Consider the following 15,391-nt stretch of genomic DNA (forward strand, 5'->3'; position numbering starts at 1 on the left):
TCGATGCCCGCCACCAACAAGATGCGACGGGAAAAGACCATGACGCTCGCTGCGGCTGCACAATCCACGACCTGGACCTATGTCGATGGCGATTGGCATGAGGGCAATGTCGCGCTCATCGGCCCACGCAGCCATGCCATGTGGCTTGGTTCCAGCGTGTTCGACGGTGGCCGCTGGTTCGAGGGCGTGGCGCCCGATCTTGAAGCCCATTCGCGGCGGGTCAACTCCTCGGCGATTGCGCTCGGCCTGAAGCCGTCGATGAGCCCCGAGCAGATCGTCGGGCTGACCTGGGATGGGCTCAAGAAGTTCAACGGCAAGACGGCGGTCTACATCAGGCCGATGTACTGGGCCGAGCATGGCGGTTACATGGGGGTTCCAGCCGACCCCGCCTCGACACGGTTCTGCCTCTGTCTCTACGAATCACCCATGCTGCCGCCGACGGGATTTTCGATCGGCCTGTCGCCATTCCGCCGTCCGAGCATGGAAACTATGCCGACCAACGCCAAGGCGGGCTGTCTCTATCCAAACAACGGCCGTGCAATCCTCGACGCCAAGATGCGTGGTTTCGACAACGCGCTTGTGCTCGACATGCTGGGCAATGTCGCCGAGACCGGATCGTCCAACATCTTCCTGGTCAAGAACGGCCAGGTTTTCACGCCAGCGCCAAACGGAACTTTCCTTTCCGGAATTACCCGCAGCCGCACAATGTCGTTGCTTGCCGAGAGCGGTCACACTGTCGTCGAGAAGACGCTTTCGGTGCGCGAATTCCTCGAAGCCGACGAGATTTTCTCGACGGGGAACCACTCGAAGGTCGTTCCGGTGACGCGCATCGAAGATCGAAATCTCCAGCCCGGACCGGTAGCAAAAAAGTCGCGCGAGCTATATTGGGAGTGGGCTCACTCTGCCGGCAAGGCCTGAGTGCAGCGAAGAAAAAACAGTGCCTCTCATCTGTTTCCAAGATGATGACGACCTATCTGTAGACGGCATAGTCATGCCGCGAAATTGCCAGCAAGGGAGTATGATCCATGGCTTTTGAATTGCCCGAATTGCCCTACGACTACGAGGCGCTGCAGCCCTTCATGTCGAAGGAGACGCTTGAGTACCATCACGACAAGCATCACAAGGCCTATGTCGACAACGGCAACAAGCTGGCTGCTGAAGCGGGCATGGACAAGCTGTCGCTGGAAGAGGTGGTGAAGCAGTCGTTCGGCAAGAATGCCGGCCTCTTCAACAACGCAGCCCAGCACTACAATCACGTCCACTTCTGGAAGTGGATGAAGAAGGGCGGCGGCGGCAACAAGCTGCCGGGCGCACTGCAGAAGGCCGTCGATGCTGACCTCGGTGGCTACGACAAGTTCAAGGCGGATCTGATCGCTGCCGGCACGACGCAGTTCGGCTCTGGCTGGGCCTGGCTGTCGGTCAAGGATGGCAAGCTCGCCATTTCCAAGACCCCGAACGGCGAGAACCCGCTGGTTCACGGCGCGACCCCGATCCTGGGCGTCGACGTCTGGGAGCACTCCTACTACATCGACTATCGCAATGCCCGTCCGAAGTATCTCGAGGCATTCGTCGACAGCCTGATCAACTGGGACTACGTGCTCGAGCTGTACGAAAAGGCTTGAGCCCCAGCTCGGTTCCTAAGATGCGATACGAAAAACCCCGGCATGTCCGGGGTTTTTTGCATTTGGGTGGCAATGTTTGAAAAACGCTAACAGTCACGCAAGCGTGAAGAGAATTTCCGGACGAATTCGGCCAGTTTCGCCGTTGGCCCTAGGCAGCTGTTGCAACCGAGAGAGGACCTGATGAAAAAGATTGTGTTTGCCGTCGCAGCGCTCGCGCTCGCTACCACCGCAGCATTCGCCGATGTGATTGCTGATCGCCAGGCGGTGGTGAAGGAGAATGCGAAGCAAGTCGGCACACTTGTGAAGATGGTGAAGGGCGAAGCGCCGTTCGATGCTGCGGCTGTCGTCGCGGCACTGACCGCGCTCAATGACAACGTCCAGAAGATCGATGTGGCAGCATCGTTCCCCGCCGGCAGCGACCAGGGCGACACCACCGCTTCGCCCAAGATCTGGGAAGACCTGGCCGGGTTCCAGGCTCAAGTCGACAAGTTCAAGGCGGTAACCGCCGCTGCGGTCGCAAGCCCGGCTGCGGATGTCGATGCATTGAAGACGCAGGTCGGCACGATTGGCCAGACCTGCGGCACCTGCCATGAGGCCTTCCGTGTGAAGAAGGGCTGACCCCCTAGGGATGGCTGTCTTCAGGAAACTCGCAGTCGCGGCTCTGGCGCTTGGTGGCGCCGGGGCCGCAATTTTCTGGTGGCTGACGGTGCCCGAGAGACTGGCGCCTGACACGTTGGCGGCATTGGGAACCGGTGACGCCAGCCGCGGCCAGCGGATATTTGACGCCGGCGGCTGCGCCTCGTGCCACGCCAAACCAAAATCCGAAGGCGACGCGCGGCTGCAGCTTGTCGGCGGCGTCGAACTCAAGACGCAGTTCGGCACCTTCGTCGCGCCGAACATTTCCTCTGATCCCAATGACGGCATCGGCGCATGGTCGCTCGAAGACTTCGCCAATGCGATGCTGAAGGGTGTTTCACGAGAAGGGCAGCACCTCTACCCGGCATTTCCCTATGCCTCCTACGCCCGCATGAAGCCGACAGACGTCGCCGATCTCTATGCCTTCCTGAAGACGCTTCCGGCCGTAGAGGGCAGGGCGCCCGACCACGACCTTGGCTTCCCCTTCAACATCCGGCGCGGGCTGGGGCTGTGGAAGCAGCTCTATCTCAGCAATGAGCCGGTCGTCGCATTTGCCGAAGGCACCCCTGATAATGTCCTGCACGGACGGGATCTGGTCGAAGGTGCCGGCCATTGCGGTGAATGCCACACGCCGCGCAGTCTTGCCGGCGGGACCGAGAAGGGGCAGTGGCTGGCCGGCGCCAGAGCCGCGGAAGGCGACGGCGTCGTGCCCAACATCACGCCTGAAGGCAAAGACATCAGCGGCTGGTCCGAAGGCGATATCGCCGGCTACCTCGAAACCGGCTTTACGCCGGAGTTCGATTCGGTGGGCGGCACCATGGTCGAAGTCCAGAAGAACATGGCGAGGCTGACCGCCGCCGACCGGGAGGCGATCGCCGCTTACCTGAAGGCGATCCCGCCACATCCCAACGGATTCCCAGCGCAGCAGCCGAAGCCGGCGGGTTGAGCACACCGGCGGCCACAGGCCGCCGGTCTCTCGGCTCGATGCTAGGCTCGCCCGGCCACCTTCAACGCGAAAGCGTAATTGAAGGCGACTTCCTCGAGCCGCGAGAAGCGGCCGGAGGCGCCGGCATGGCCCGAATCCATGTTGATCTTGAACAGCACCGGACTGTTGCCCGACTTGCGCTCGCGCAGCCGCGCCGCCCATTTGGCTGGCTCCCAATAGGTGACGCGCGGGTCGGTCAGGCCGGCCACCGCCAGGATCGGCGGATAGTCGACGGCCGCGACATTGTCGTAGGGCGAGTAGGCGGCGATGGTCTTGTAATCCGCTTCCGAAGCGATCGGATTGCCCCATTCGGGCCATTCCGGCGGCGTCAGCGGCAAGGTGTCGTCGAGCATGGTGGTCAGCACGTCGACGAAAGGTACCTCGGCGATGATGCCGGCAAAGGCCTCGGGCGCCATGTTGGCCACAGCACCCATCAGCATGCCGCCCGCTGAGCCGCCTTGCGCGACGATGCGATCGTGCGAGGTGTAGCGCTCGGCGACGAGGTGGTGGGCTGAGGCGATGAAGTCGGTGAAGGTATTGATCTTGGTCGCGCGCTTGCCGTCATCGTACCAGGCGTAGCCCTTGTCCTTGCCGCCGCGGATATGGGCGATGGCGTAGACGAAGCCGCGGTCGACCAGCGACAGGCAGTTGGTGTTGAACGAGGCCGGAATGGTCATGCCGTAGGAGCCGTAGCCATAGAGCAGGCACGGTGCCGTTCCGTCGAGCGGGGTGTCGCGGTGATGGATCAGCGAGATCGGCACCAGTTCGCCGTCAGACGCTGGAGCCATAAGGCGGCGCGTCACATAGTCCTCGATGTTGTGGCCGGATGGCACTTCCTGCGTCTTGAGCAGGGTCCGTTCGCGCGTCCGCATGTTGTAGTCGAACAGCTGCGACGGGGTGGTCATCGACGAATATGAAAAGCGCATGGTGTCGGTGTCGTATTCGTAGGAACCCGACAGCCCGAGCGAGAACGCTTCTTCGGGGAAGGAGATGAGGTGCTCGGCACCGGTCGCGCGCTCATGGACGACGATGCGGGGCAGGCCTTCCTTGCGCTCGAGGCGGATCATGAAGTCCTTGAAGCCGATCACTGACAAGATGAGGCGGCCGGGCTCATGGGCGACCAGCTCCTTCCAGTTGGTCCGCACCGGGTCGCTGATCGGCGCCGTCATGATCTTGAAGTCCTTGGCGCCATCGGCATTGGTCAGCACGAAGAAGATGTCGCCGCCTTCTTCGAGGTCGTATTGCAGGCCGATCTCGCGCGCAGCCACGAGTTTGGGGGCTGCCAGCGGGTCGGTCGCCGGGAACAGGCGGTACTCCGATGTCTCATGGTCGCTGATCGAGATCATGATCCATTCGTTGGAGCGCGTGCCGCCAACATTCATGAAGAAGCCGGGATCGGTTTCCTCGTAGATAAGCCGGTCTGCGACCGCTTCGCTGCCGAGCGCATGGTAGAACACCTTCGACGGCCGGTGGTTGGGATCGAGGCGGGTGTAGAAGAAGCCGGTGTTGGCTGCGTCCCAAGTGCCCGAACCGCCAGTGTCGCCGACGAGGTCGCCAAGTTCCTCGCCGCTGGCGATGTCGCGAACGCGCAACGTGTAGAACTCTGAACCCTTGTCGTCGAAGCCCCAGATCAGACGCTTGTGGTCCGACGAGTGGTCGATGCCGCCGAGGCGGAAATAGGCGTGGCCGTCGGCTTCCTTGTCGCCGTCGAGGATGATCTCTTCCGCACCACCCTCGCTCGGAACGCGGAAGTAGCGTGGCTGCTCGCCACCCTTCTTGAACGACGAGCCATAGGCGAAGGGGCCATCCTTCATCGGCACTGAGGAATCGTCTTCCTTGATCCGGCCCTTCATTTCCGCAAACAGCGCTTTCCTGAGATCGGCGGTGTCGGCCATCAGCTCCGCCTGGTAGGCGTTTTCGGACTCGAGATGGCTGCGGATATCAGGATCGAGCACGCTTGGGTCGCGGAACACCTCCTGCCAGTTGTCGGCGCGCAGCCAGGCGTATTCGTCGACGCGCGTGATGCCGTGGCGCGTGTCGGAGACAGGGCGGCGCTCGGTCGAAGGCGCGGGGAGGTCGGTGAAAATGGCAGGTCGGGTCATCAGGTCTCGCATGGGATGAATCTTGAATGCCGAATGAACACGCCGATCAGTGCGGGTTCAAGGGCGGAATTGCAGTGTTGCGGCAACGTATATGTGACCGGCCATGCCGAAGGAGAAGACCACGATGTTCATGAAGACCGCCGCCGCCATCGCAATCACCTCGACAGTCGCCATGTTCGCGGCTGAATCTCACGCTGCCGCGTTCTCGGCCTGGGAGGTCTCCAAGGTACCGTGGGGCGACACGCTCAACATCCGCAAGTTCCCGTCGAACGGTTCGCAGAAGCAGGCGGCCTATCCGAACGGCAAGGTCCTGCAGATGACTGGCCGGTGCACCGGTGGGGTAGACCTGCGCGACATAAGTCGTCTGCCCGAGTGGAAGCAGGAACGTCTTGTGCGCTACAGCTGGTGCCAAGTCTGGCATGATCCTGCACAGAACGGGAACTACGTCGCTGGTTGGGTTTACGGTCGCTACATTACCCCGTACTGACGCTTCTCGGGGCGATATTGCCGCAGCTTCCGCAGGGGCGGAACGCGGTTGTGGTTGACAAGGTCCGATTAGGCTTGCCCCCCGGCTGCCCGGCGTCTATGCCCTCTAGGCAACAACGTGAGACACAACGAGGGCCCGTCCGCTGACCTTCCTGATACTCATGCTGCCGTTTGCGGGAGCGTTGCTTGCACCCGCGCTCGTTCGCGTGATGAAACACAATGCCGGCTGGCTGCTTGCCGCCATTCCTCTGGTCGTTTTCCTGCATTTTGCCGGCATGCTCGATGCAATCAGCAAAAGCAGTCCGATTTCGGACGGGTTTGACTGGGCGCCGAGCCTTGGTCTCCGCTTCTCCTGGTTTCTCGATGGCCTGTCGTTGACCTTTGCCTTGTTGATCTCCGGGATCGGCACGCTGATCGTCATCTATGCCGGCGGCTATCTCAAGGGGCACCCGCATCAGGGGCGGTTTTTCTCATTCATCCTGCTGTTCATGGGCGCAATGCTGGGACTGGTGGCCTCGGATTCGTTCCTGATGCTGTTCGTCTACTGGGAACTGACGTCGATAACGTCTTTCTTGCTGATCGGCTTCGACCATTCACGCGAAGCCTCGCGGCGCGCGGCATTGCAGGCGCTGCTGGTGACCGGCGTTGGCGGGCTTTCGCTGCTGGCGGGTCTGCTGGTGATCGCGCAGGCGACCGGTGTGAACGAACTGTCGTCGCTGCTTGGCTCCGGAGATGCTCTGCGCAACAGTCCGCTTTATCTCGCTGCTCTCGTGCTGGTCCTGGGGGGGGCTTTCACCAAATCGGCGCAGTTTCCGTTTCATTTCTGGCTGCCGAACGCCATGGAAGCGCCGACGCCTGTCTCGGCCTACCTGCATTCGGCGACCATGGTGAAGGCCGGCGTCTACCTCCTGATGCGCCTCAATCCAGTCATGGGCGACACTGCGGCGTGGGAGACGATCCTGCCCTTGTTCGGCGGCGCGACGCTTGCCGTAGGCACACTGCTCGCCGTCAGGCAGACCGATCTCAAGCTGATGCTCGCCTACACCACCGTCGCCTCGCTCGGGCTTCTGATCATGCTGACCGGCGTCGGTTCCGATACGGCGATCCAGGCCGCAGCGCTCTATCTGATCGCGCATTCGATGTTCAAGGGCGCGCTGTTCATGGTTGCAGGCCTGATCGACCATGAGACGGGCACGCGCGACACCACAGGCTTGCGCGGCCTGCGCAAAGCCATGCCGATCACGTTCGTGGCGGCGATGCTCGCCGCGTTGTCGATGGGCGGGTTGCCGTTGTTCTTCGGCTTTCTGGCCAAGGAAGAGATTTACGTGGCGCTCGGCCCGCCCCAGGGTTGGCAAGCCGCACTGCTCATCGTGGCCGTCTGCGGCAACGCGCTGATGTTCGCCATTGGCTTTGCGGTTGCGCTTCGGCCTTTCGTGGGCGCAGCCGCCAAGACGCCGAAGTCAGCGCATGAAGGCTCGATGTCGCTGTGGCTGGGACCGCTCTTGCTCGGAGTTGCAGGACTTGCCGCGGCACTTGTCTCGCCGGTCACGCACCAGTTCTTCTCTTCGCCCACCGCCAGCGCCATCGCTGGAAGCCCGGTCGATGTCACCATTTCGACGATCCTTCACATTGGCGTGCCGCTGTTGCTTTCCGGCCTGACGGTTGTGCTGGGTATCGCCGCCTATGTCAGGTTGGACAGCTTGCGCGGCGCGATGGCAGCCGTCCTCAAAGCAATCGGCTGGGGCCCGGATCAGGGATTCGACCAGGTGCTGCGTGGTTTGCTGCGGCTCGCGACCGGCCTGACGCGCGTCATCCATAACGGCCGCCTAGACATCTATATGACCGTCACCTTCATCGCGGTGGCAGCGTCGCTTCTGCTGCCGATGGTGCTGTTTGACGAGTTGCCATTGATGCCGAGTGTGCCTGATTTACGCTTCTACGAATGGGGTGTGCTGGCGATTGCCGTGATCGGCATCGCTGCCGTGGTTCTGGCGCGCAGCCGGCTGACTGCCATCGTTTCGCTTGGCATCCAGGGCTTTGCCGTTGCCTTGCTCTACATGCTGTTTGGTGCGCCGGACCTGTCCTTCACCCAGTTCATGGTCGAGACGCTGTCGGTGGTGATTCTGGCCCTTGTCATGACGCGGCTTAGGCTCGTGCCGACCGACCGCCGTCCGCATGCGCAGAAGCTGGTGGACATGGCGATTGCGGCTGCCTGTGGCGTGGCCTTCGCGCTGCTTCTGCTCAAGGTGACGCAATTGCCCTTCGATGACCGGCTGTCGCAGTTCTTCAACACCTACGCCAAGACCATCGCCCATGGCCGCAACGTGGTGAACGTCATCATCGTCGATTTCCGCGGCCTCGATACGCTGGGCGAAATTGCCGTGGTGATGGTCACCGGCCTGGCCATCCTGGCGCTGATACGCATCCGCTCGAAGAAGGCGGAAGTTCATACCCCGGTCAAGGAGGAGGCGTAGCATGCAGACGCTGATCTTCCGCACCGCCGCACCTTACCTCACCGGCCTGATGCTGATGTTTTCGGTCTTCGTGCTGTTGCGCGGCCACAATGAGCCGGGTGGAGGTTTCACCGGCGGGTTGATCGCGGCATCCGCCTTCGCCATTCACGGCATCGCCTTCGGCGTGCCTGCCGTGCGCCGGGCACTCTACTTCCATCCCATGGCGATTGCCGGCTTCGGGCTGTTCGCGGCCGCCGTTGCCGGCTTGCCGTCGCTTCTGTTCGGCGTGCCGTTCCTGACTGGCCTGTGGAGCTCGCCGGAGGTCTTCGGGATCGTCGTCGACCTGTCGACGGTGATCGTCTTCGACATCGGCGTCTACCTGGTCGTGGTGGGTTCGTTCACCTCGATCGCGCTGGCGCTTGAGGACAGGGAGCACGATTGATGGAAGCCGTGTTCGCAATCCTCGTTGGCCTGTTCTTTGCCGCCGGCATCTACCTCATGCTGTCGCGGCACATCATCCGTATCCTGCTCGGCGTGGTGCTGTTCGGCAATGCGGTCAACCTTCTGATCTTCACCAATGGCCGCATCATCCGAGAGGTGCCGCCGATCATCGCCGAAGGCCTCGACGTGCCGGCAGGGGCTGTGGCCAATCCATTGCCGCAGGCGCTGATCCTGACGGCAATCGTCATCTCGTTCTGCTTCTTCTGCTTCCTGCTGGTGCTGGCCTATCGCGCCTACCAGGAGATCGGCACCGACGACACCGACAGCATGCGTGTCGCCGAGCCCGTAGACGACGGCTTGCCGCCGATGGGGTACTGAAACCATGGCCGTGCAAGGTGTGATCGTCGACAAGGCTGCAGCGATGGTTGCCGGACCGATTGCCGCCGTCGACTGGCTGGTCATTGTTCCGGTCGTGCTGCCGCTCATTGCGGGTGCGGTGCTTTTGATGATCCGGCACAGCATTCGCTGGCATGCCGTGCTGGCGCTGGCGGTGCTCGCGGCCATGATTGGCGCCAATGCCCTGTTGCTGCAGCGCGTGCTGGCCACAGGTCCGATGTCGATGACGATGGGAAGCTGGCTGCCGCCATTCGGCATCTCGTTTGCCGCTGACGTGCTGGGCGCTGCTTTCTCGCTGACGGCTTCGGTCGTAGCGCTCGTTTGCTGCGCCTATTCGCTGCGCGACATCGATGCGAATGGCAGGCGCTACGGCTTCTATCCGTTCCTGCTGCTGATGATGGCCGGCGTCAGCGGCGCCTTCCTGACCGGCGACATGTTCAACCTCTATGTCTGGTTCGAGGTCTTCCTGATCTCGTCCTTCGGCTTGCTGATCCTCGGCTCCGACAAGGCGCAGATCGACGGCGCCACCAAATACGCGATCCTCAATCTCGTCGGCACGACGCTGTTCCTGATCGCGACTGGCTATCTCTATGGCACGTTCGGCACGCTTAACATGGCCGACCTCGCCACGCAGGTACGGCAGATTGGCAAGGCCGCGCCGCTGATGACGCTGGCCACGCTCTATCTGCTCGCCTTCGGCATGAAGGCAGCTGCCTTTCCGCTCAATTTCTGGCTGCCTGCGTCGTACCACACGCCGCCCGTCATCACCGGCGCGCTGTTTGGCGGGTTGCTGACCAAGGTTGGCATCTACGCATTGTTGCGAACGCTGGTGATGATCTTCGCCGCCGAACGGCTGGTGCTGGCTGGTCTCATTGGCTGGGTGGCGGTAGCGACCATGCTGATCGGCGCGCTCGGCGCGCTGGCACAATCCGACATCCGCAGGATCGCCGGCTTCCTCGTCATTTCAGGTGTCGGCATCATGCTCGCCGGCATCGCGCTCGGCAGCGATGCCGGGCTCTCGGGCGCCATCTTCTATGCGCTGCATTCGATGCTGGCTTTGTCGGCGCTCTATCTGCTCGGCGGGCTGATGCGCCAGCGCGGCGGCAGTTTTTCGCTGCACAGCCTGTCTGGGCTTTATGGTGCAAGTCCTTTGCTTGCCGCGCTTGCCTTCATCATCTCGCTGGCGGTCGCCGGTCTGCCTCCCGGCTCGGGACTTTGGCCGAAGGTGATGCTGGTGCGGGCCTCGCTCGACATTGGTGCATGGCAGATTGCGGCCGCGATCCTGCTGAGCGGCTTCCTGGCGACCATCGCGCTTGGCCGTGTGTTCATCCTGGCGTTCTGGCGCGTCGAGGCATCTGGTGACAAGACAGCAGCCGCTGGCGCGATGTCGGTGTCGGGTTGCTGTGCCCTAGCGGTTCTTGTGCTGGCGATGCTTGCGATGGGTGTCCTGCCAGAGCCCTTCATTCGCATCTCGACGGCCGCAGCCAGCGGATTGCTCGACGCATCGGCCTATGTACATGCAGTCTTTCCGGCGGGGAGTGGATCATGATCCCGTTCCGCAACGAATTGATACTGGCCCTTATCTGGGTAGCTGTCTCCGGAAGCTACTCGATCCCTAATCTGGCCTTTGGATTTGCGGTCGGCTGGGTCGTCCTGTTTCTTGTGCGCGATCAGCTGCAGACCACCAAGGCAGTCATTCGCCCCGTGGCGTTGCTTCTGCTCATCGCCTTGTTCATCAAGGAACTGTTCCTGTCGGCGTTCAGGGTTGCCAGGCTCGTTCTGTCACCGCGCATGGACGTCAAGCCCGGCATCTTTGCCTATCCTTTGAAGGTCGACCGGGATTTCGAGATCACCTTGCTCGCCAATCTGATCACGCTGACGCCTGGCACCTTGTCGGTCGACGTTTCCGATGACCGGCGCACGCTGTTTGTACATGGAATGGACTGTTCCGATCCCGATCAGGCGCGGCGCGAGATCAGCCAGGGGTTCGAGCGCAGAATACTGGAGGCATTCAGATGATGTCTGGAGCTGCTTTCCTCAACATCAGCGCGATCTTTGCGCTTGGCGTTCTCACCATCTCGTTTCTGCTCGTCGTGGTCCGCGTCGTGAAGGGACCGTCCTTGCCGGACCGGATCCTGGCGCTCGACATGCTTGTTGCCGTTGCTATCGGCTTTATTGCCGTGCTCGGAGTACGTTCGGGCTTCACATTGTATGTCGATATCGCCATCGCGCTTGGTCTTGTCGGGTTCCTGGCAACTGTTGCTTTCGCGCGCTTCGTGATGAGCGGCGGCGTCGATGCCAAGAAGGAAGAAGCCGAAGAGGATAGGCCATGATTGACGGAGCAGCCGATTATCTGGCCGGAGCTCTCATCATTGTGGGCGCGTTGTTTGCGCTTGTCGCATCTGTCGGGTTGTTGCGACTTCCTGATCTTTATACGCGTATGCACGCAGCATCGAAGGCCGGTACGGTGGGATCTTGCCTGATGCTGATTGCTCTTGCTGTGCACATCGGCGAACCAGCAACCGCATTGCGGGCGCTGGCTGGCGTGGTGTTCTTCCTGTTGACCGCGCCGATCTCGGCTCACTTGCTTGCCAAGGCGGCTTATTCGGCCGGTTATCGTATGTGGGAGGGCGCTGTGAGCGACGATTTGGCTGAAACGGCCGCCGTGGCAAAGAAGAACGGCGCGATTGGCACTGAAGGTTGATAATGACCTTTTGGGACAACTTTCAGCGTTGTCAAAAATGATCTCATTTGAAGGCCTCAGCGTATCAAAAAGGTTCATTTGTTAGAGAAGTGATGAAATCATTGTTGTTGTAGTTCACAAAGAATAGTGAATTGACTTGTTCTGTGGACGGGCTCATTAAAGTGATGGAGTGCGAGTCGCAGAGGCAATCTGCGATACAAGAACGCACCGCATCCCGATCGGAATATCGGGCAAAAAAACATCCAGTCACATTGGGGCCTAAGCATATGGATACTTCCGAAACGCCTGCAACCAACAATGACACGCTGATCGAGTTGACCGCCGATGTGGTGGCTGCCTATGTCAGCAACAATCCAGTTCCGGTGGGAGAACTTCCGGGCCTGATCGCAGATGTCCACGCAGCCCTCGGCCGCGTTGGCAATGTCACCGAGACGCCGCCAGCCGACAAGCAGAAGCCGGCCGTCAATCCCAAGCGTTCGGTGCACGATGACTACATCATCTGCCTTGAAGACGGTAAGAAGTTCAAATCGTTGAAGCGTCACCTGATGACGCACTACAACATGACCCCCGACCAGTATCGCGAGAAGTGGGGCCTTGACGCCAGCTATCCCATGGTGGCGCCCAACTACGCGGCTGCGCGCTCGCAGCTCGCCAAGAAGATGGGCCTGGGCCGCAAGCGCAAGGGCAAGTAAAACGCCCTTCGAAAGAGTTTCAGCTTGCGGCGCCTACGGGCGCCGCATTGCGTTTTGATCTGATACGGCGCGGCCGCAGGGATAACCGTGCCGGCTGGTTTGGAAAGACGCCCTTCAGCCGGTCGCGTACCTGCTTGAGCGCGATGTGGCGATTGAGATCATAGCTCCAGTGGCGATTGACGCCTCGGAGCCGCTCGCGTTCGATTGCCCGCTCGAGCCGCTTGAGCAGGGCCAATGTAGATGCCGGCTCTGCCGATAATGCACTTGAAAGTTCGATCCCGCAGCAGAGCTGCAGGGCTGCCCTTTGCCTGGCGTCGGTGAGCTCGCTCAGCCTGTCTTGTCTGAACGCTGCAATTTCCCCTGAAAAATCCCGCATCGCGATCCTGCCTGCTGTGACTCTGATCGGGCAATGATGCGGAAGGTTTTCGGGGCGGGGATAAACTGAGCCGAGATTTCCGCACTGAAAAATAAAAGTCCGAATGATTTCAGCGTGTTGAATTTACCGTCGATGCTGGCGTGTTCATTTTTTGTTCACACCCTATCGCACCATGGATATAAGAACTTATTCCTATTTTTGAAAAGGAACGAGTTTGGTGGGATCCACGTCGGCAATACTGGTGAAACGGCAGAACGAGGCGCGCGAAGCTGCTGCCAAGGATGAACGTTCGTCACTTGAACTGCTTGCCGAAATGCGCCGCGACGAGGTCGTCGAGCGCTGCGACGCGATGATCGATTTGATGGCCGCACTTTTTGGCGTGCCGAGCAAAGAACTTCGCCGGCTGGGACGGACCAGCAACGACATCAGCCGCCTCAGGCAGATCGCCATGTATGTCGCCCATGTTGTTTTTCGCTTTTCGATGAGCGACGTCGGCCGCGGTTTCGGGCGCGACCGCACGACGGTGCTTTATGCCTGCCACACGGTTGAAGACCTGCGGGACGATGCCGAGTTCGACCGAATCGTCGCCCTTGCCGAGCGTGTGGCGATCGCGGCGTTTCGCGACAGGCTGGAGCGCTGAGAAGATGAGCAACGACCTGTTCGACGAAAAGCTGCGAAAGCGGGTGCTCAGGCTGCTCGCCAAGGGACCTGCCGGGTGTGAGCCGGCGGCCGGCGGCGGCAAGTTGTTGCTCGAGAATGACAAGGGCGAGCGGATTGGCGTCGATGTGGGCACTCTGGTGGCGCTTGCCAGTGATGGCCTTATCAGCCGAAACTCGCGGACGGTGCGGCTGTCGCCGGAAGGGCAGGCGGCTGCGCGGCGTGAGGCGAGTGCGGTTGATCCATTCCAGGGCCAGCACCGCGAGCTGGACACCGTCATCGTGGATACGGCCTCGGGGCAACAGGCCGCGCTGATCAATCTGGCGGAATCACCGCTCAGCCAGCTCGTGCGCCGCAAGACCAAGGCTGGGGATCCGTTTCTGAGCCATGGCGAGTTCGTCGCCGGCGAACGGCTGCGCTCCGACTACACGCGTGGCCAGATCATGCCGCGCATGGGGGCAAACTGGGTGGCGAGCGTGTCGTCGGGCAAACGCGGCGCTGACGGCGGGCTGGTTGACCTTACCGATGCAGCGCTCGCCGCAAGGCAGCGTGTCGACATGGCGATCGACGCGGTCGGGCCGGAGTTGTCGGGCGTGCTGATCGACGTCTGCTGCTTCCTCAAGGGGCTCGAACTGGTCGAGGCCGAGCGCGGCTGGCCGGTGCGGTCGGCAAAGGTCATGCTCAAGTCGGCACTGGGCGTGCTGGCACGCCACTACAATCCAGGCGCTGGCATTCGCCGAGACCGCAAGGTGCTGCATTGGGGAGCGGAGGATTACCGCCCCAGGTTGGGCTGATCGTAAGGCTCAGGCGACCTGGTGGAGCGCTGCTTCGGCGTCGCGCTTGATGCGTTTGACCATTGAACGCAGCCCGTTTGCGCGCTGGGGCGACAGATGCTCGTTGAGGCCGAGCTCCTTCAGGGTCGCCTCGGCGTCGATCGCCTTGATCTCGCTCGCACGGAGGCCCGAGAACAGCGCAAGCATGATGGCAACGAGGCCGCGCACGATATGGGCGTCGGAATAGCCTTCGAAGCGGATGACCGGGTCAGTGCCGTCGTTAAGATGGGTCACAAGCCAGACCTGGCTGACGCAGCCTTGCACTTTGTTGGTGTCGATCTGGGCGCTTTCCGGAAAGGATGGAAGCGCTTCACCGAGTTCGATGACATAGCGATAGCGGTCCTCCCACTCCTCCAGGAATGAGAAATCGTCGCGGATGGTGTCGATCGAGGCGCTCATGATGAGTTGGATATAGTCGCAGCACCGCTGCCCGTCACGAAAAAAGAAAGCACCGCAGGTGCCAGAGGCGGGCGACCTGCGGTGGGGCCTGGCGCACAGGGTGCCGTCATGCGGCTGACCTGATGCGCTGAACCAAAAGGGATTGGCTACCCGGCGCGCCTAGATGCTGCCGCGGGAACGCCTGGATCGGAAATCAGCTGGCCGGAGCCACGGGCCTTGGGGTTGGCACTGCGGCAGCTTCGGGCACGGTCGACACGACATCGGCCTCCGGCACGCTGCCGGTCTGCGTTGCCGTATCGGGCTGGCCGAACTGCTGGTCGAGTGCCTGATAGGCGATGCGGGCGCTTTCGCGGGCCCTGACGCCGATGGTCTGCATCGCAGCCTTGCCCGTTTCGCAAACATCCGGCTTGCGCTCGCAGATGCCAGCGAGGTCGCCGACGGCTTCGCGTGCGGCGAAGATTGCCTGCAACGGGCTCACGCTGTTCTCGCCATTGGGTCCGGTGCCGAGCGGCAGCAGGAGAAGGACGAGCGAGAACCAGAATGCGGTCCTGATGAGAAAGCCCATTGTGTGCCTCTTATGGTCTGGCGGGCCTTCTTGTTTTTGTGGGC

General features: G+C 61.5%; 19 protein-coding genes. 15 read left to right on the forward strand and 4 right to left on the reverse strand.

Features of this window, described 5'->3' with window-relative positions; all coding sequences use genetic code 11:
- Positions 1 to 39 precede the first annotated feature (39 nt).
- The 4 genes from ACSQ3E_RS07365 (at position 40) to ACSQ3E_RS07380 (ending at position 3,204) form a co-directional block, all read left to right on the forward strand.
- Positions 40 to 918, forward strand: a complete 879-nt coding sequence (locus ACSQ3E_RS07365; RefSeq protein ID WP_436122187.1) for a branched-chain amino acid aminotransferase — start codon at positions 40 to 42, stop codon at positions 916 to 918.
- Positions 919 to 1,025: 107 nt separating this feature from the next.
- Positions 1,026 to 1,622: a superoxide dismutase gene (locus tag ACSQ3E_RS07370; protein WP_184769324.1), complete on the forward strand. Its 597-nt coding sequence runs from the start codon at positions 1,026 to 1,028 to the stop codon at positions 1,620 to 1,622.
- 180 nt (positions 1,623 to 1,802) lie between these two features.
- Positions 1,803 to 2,240, forward strand: a complete 438-nt coding sequence (locus ACSQ3E_RS07375; protein WP_436122188.1) for a c-type cytochrome — start codon at positions 1,803 to 1,805, stop codon at positions 2,238 to 2,240.
- A gap of 10 nt (positions 2,241 to 2,250) precedes the next feature.
- On the forward strand, positions 2,251 to 3,204 hold the full coding sequence (locus ACSQ3E_RS07380; RefSeq protein ID WP_436122189.1) for a c-type cytochrome: 954 nt from the start codon (positions 2,251 to 2,253) through the stop codon (positions 3,202 to 3,204).
- Positions 3,205 to 3,245: 41 nt separating this feature from the next.
- Here ACSQ3E_RS07380 and ACSQ3E_RS07385 read toward each other — a convergent pair whose 3' ends face one another.
- Positions 3,246 to 5,345, reverse strand: a complete 2,100-nt coding sequence (locus tag ACSQ3E_RS07385; protein WP_436122190.1) for a S9 family peptidase — start codon at positions 5,343 to 5,345, stop codon at positions 3,246 to 3,248.
- Positions 5,346 to 5,469: 124 nt separating this feature from the next.
- Here ACSQ3E_RS07385 and ACSQ3E_RS07390 point away from each other — a divergent pair, with 124 nt between their 5' ends.
- The 9 genes from ACSQ3E_RS07390 (at position 5,470) to ACSQ3E_RS07430 (ending at position 12,517) form a co-directional block, all read left to right on the forward strand.
- Positions 5,470 to 5,832, forward strand: a complete 363-nt coding sequence (locus ACSQ3E_RS07390; RefSeq protein WP_310323264.1) for an SH3 domain-containing protein — start codon at positions 5,470 to 5,472, stop codon at positions 5,830 to 5,832.
- A 154-nt stretch (positions 5,833 to 5,986) separates the two neighbouring features.
- Positions 5,987 to 8,305 carry a putative monovalent cation/H+ antiporter subunit A gene (locus ACSQ3E_RS07395; RefSeq protein WP_436122488.1) on the forward strand — a complete coding sequence of 773 codons (2,319 nt, stop codon included), beginning with the start codon at positions 5,987 to 5,989 and terminating at the stop codon, positions 8,303 to 8,305.
- Between the two features lies 1 nt (position 8,306).
- Positions 8,307 to 8,726, forward strand: coding sequence for a Na+/H+ antiporter subunit B (locus ACSQ3E_RS07400; RefSeq protein ID WP_436122191.1), 420 nt, complete (start codon positions 8,307 to 8,309; stop codon positions 8,724 to 8,726).
- Positions 8,726 to 9,103 carry a Na+/H+ antiporter subunit C gene (locus ACSQ3E_RS07405; protein WP_067964363.1) on the forward strand — a complete coding sequence of 126 codons (378 nt, stop codon included), beginning with the start codon at positions 8,726 to 8,728 and terminating at the stop codon, positions 9,101 to 9,103. Before ACSQ3E_RS07400 ends, ACSQ3E_RS07405 begins: the two co-directional genes overlap by 1 nt.
- 4 nt (positions 9,104 to 9,107) lie before the next feature.
- Positions 9,108 to 10,670 (forward strand): Na+/H+ antiporter subunit D, encoded by a 1,563-nt coding sequence (locus ACSQ3E_RS07410; RefSeq protein WP_436122192.1) that lies wholly within the window; start codon positions 9,108 to 9,110, stop codon positions 10,668 to 10,670.
- Positions 10,667 to 11,140 (forward strand): Na+/H+ antiporter subunit E, encoded by a 474-nt coding sequence (locus ACSQ3E_RS07415; RefSeq protein ID WP_310323269.1) that lies wholly within the window; start codon positions 10,667 to 10,669, stop codon positions 11,138 to 11,140. Before ACSQ3E_RS07410 ends, ACSQ3E_RS07415 begins: the two co-directional genes overlap by 4 nt.
- Complete coding sequence (locus tag ACSQ3E_RS07420) at positions 11,140 to 11,454, forward strand: cation:proton antiporter (RefSeq protein WP_436122193.1); 315 nt, start codon at positions 11,140 to 11,142, stop codon at positions 11,452 to 11,454. The genes ACSQ3E_RS07415 and ACSQ3E_RS07420 overlap by 1 nt, the downstream gene beginning before the upstream one ends.
- Positions 11,451 to 11,825: a monovalent cation/H(+) antiporter subunit G gene (gene mnhG, locus ACSQ3E_RS07425; protein WP_310323273.1), complete on the forward strand. Its 375-nt coding sequence runs from the start codon at positions 11,451 to 11,453 to the stop codon at positions 11,823 to 11,825. Before ACSQ3E_RS07420 ends, mnhG begins: the two co-directional genes overlap by 4 nt.
- Positions 11,826 to 12,091: 266 nt before the next feature.
- Positions 12,092 to 12,517 (forward strand): MucR family transcriptional regulator, encoded by a 426-nt coding sequence (locus tag ACSQ3E_RS07430; protein WP_310323275.1) that lies wholly within the window; start codon positions 12,092 to 12,094, stop codon positions 12,515 to 12,517.
- Positions 12,518 to 12,536: 19 nt separating this feature from the next.
- Here ACSQ3E_RS07430 and ACSQ3E_RS07435 read toward each other — a convergent pair whose 3' ends face one another.
- Entirely contained in the window at positions 12,537 to 12,893 is a 357-nt protein-coding gene (locus tag ACSQ3E_RS07435) for a cytoplasmic protein (protein WP_436122194.1), read from the reverse strand.
- A 241-nt stretch (positions 12,894 to 13,134) separates the two neighbouring features.
- On the opposite strand from ACSQ3E_RS07435, the gene ACSQ3E_RS07440 reads away from it, so the two are divergent.
- Both ACSQ3E_RS07440 and ACSQ3E_RS07445 read left to right on the forward strand, forming a co-directional pair.
- Positions 13,135 to 13,533, forward strand: coding sequence for a helix-turn-helix domain-containing protein (locus ACSQ3E_RS07440; RefSeq protein ID WP_436122195.1), 399 nt, complete (start codon positions 13,135 to 13,137; stop codon positions 13,531 to 13,533).
- A gap of 4 nt (positions 13,534 to 13,537) precedes the next feature.
- Positions 13,538 to 14,344: a DUF6456 domain-containing protein gene (locus tag ACSQ3E_RS07445; RefSeq protein WP_436122196.1), complete on the forward strand. Its 807-nt coding sequence runs from the start codon at positions 13,538 to 13,540 to the stop codon at positions 14,342 to 14,344.
- Between the two features lie 9 nt (positions 14,345 to 14,353).
- Here ACSQ3E_RS07445 and ACSQ3E_RS07450 read toward each other — a convergent pair whose 3' ends face one another.
- Together ACSQ3E_RS07450 and ACSQ3E_RS07455 are read right to left on the reverse strand one after the other, a co-directional pair.
- On the reverse strand, positions 14,354 to 14,782 hold the full coding sequence (locus ACSQ3E_RS07450; RefSeq protein WP_436122197.1) for a SufE family protein: 429 nt from the start codon (positions 14,780 to 14,782) through the stop codon (positions 14,354 to 14,356).
- Between the two features lie 193 nt (positions 14,783 to 14,975).
- On the reverse strand, positions 14,976 to 15,347 hold the full coding sequence (locus ACSQ3E_RS07455) for a DUF5330 domain-containing protein (protein WP_436122198.1): 372 nt from the start codon (positions 15,345 to 15,347) through the stop codon (positions 14,976 to 14,978).
- Positions 15,348 to 15,391: the final 44 nt, after the last annotated feature.

It is taken from the genome of Aminobacter sp. LjRoot7 (genome assembly GCF_964252895.1).
Classification (GTDB): domain Bacteria; phylum Pseudomonadota; class Alphaproteobacteria; order Rhizobiales; family Rhizobiaceae; genus Aminobacter; species Aminobacter aminovorans_B.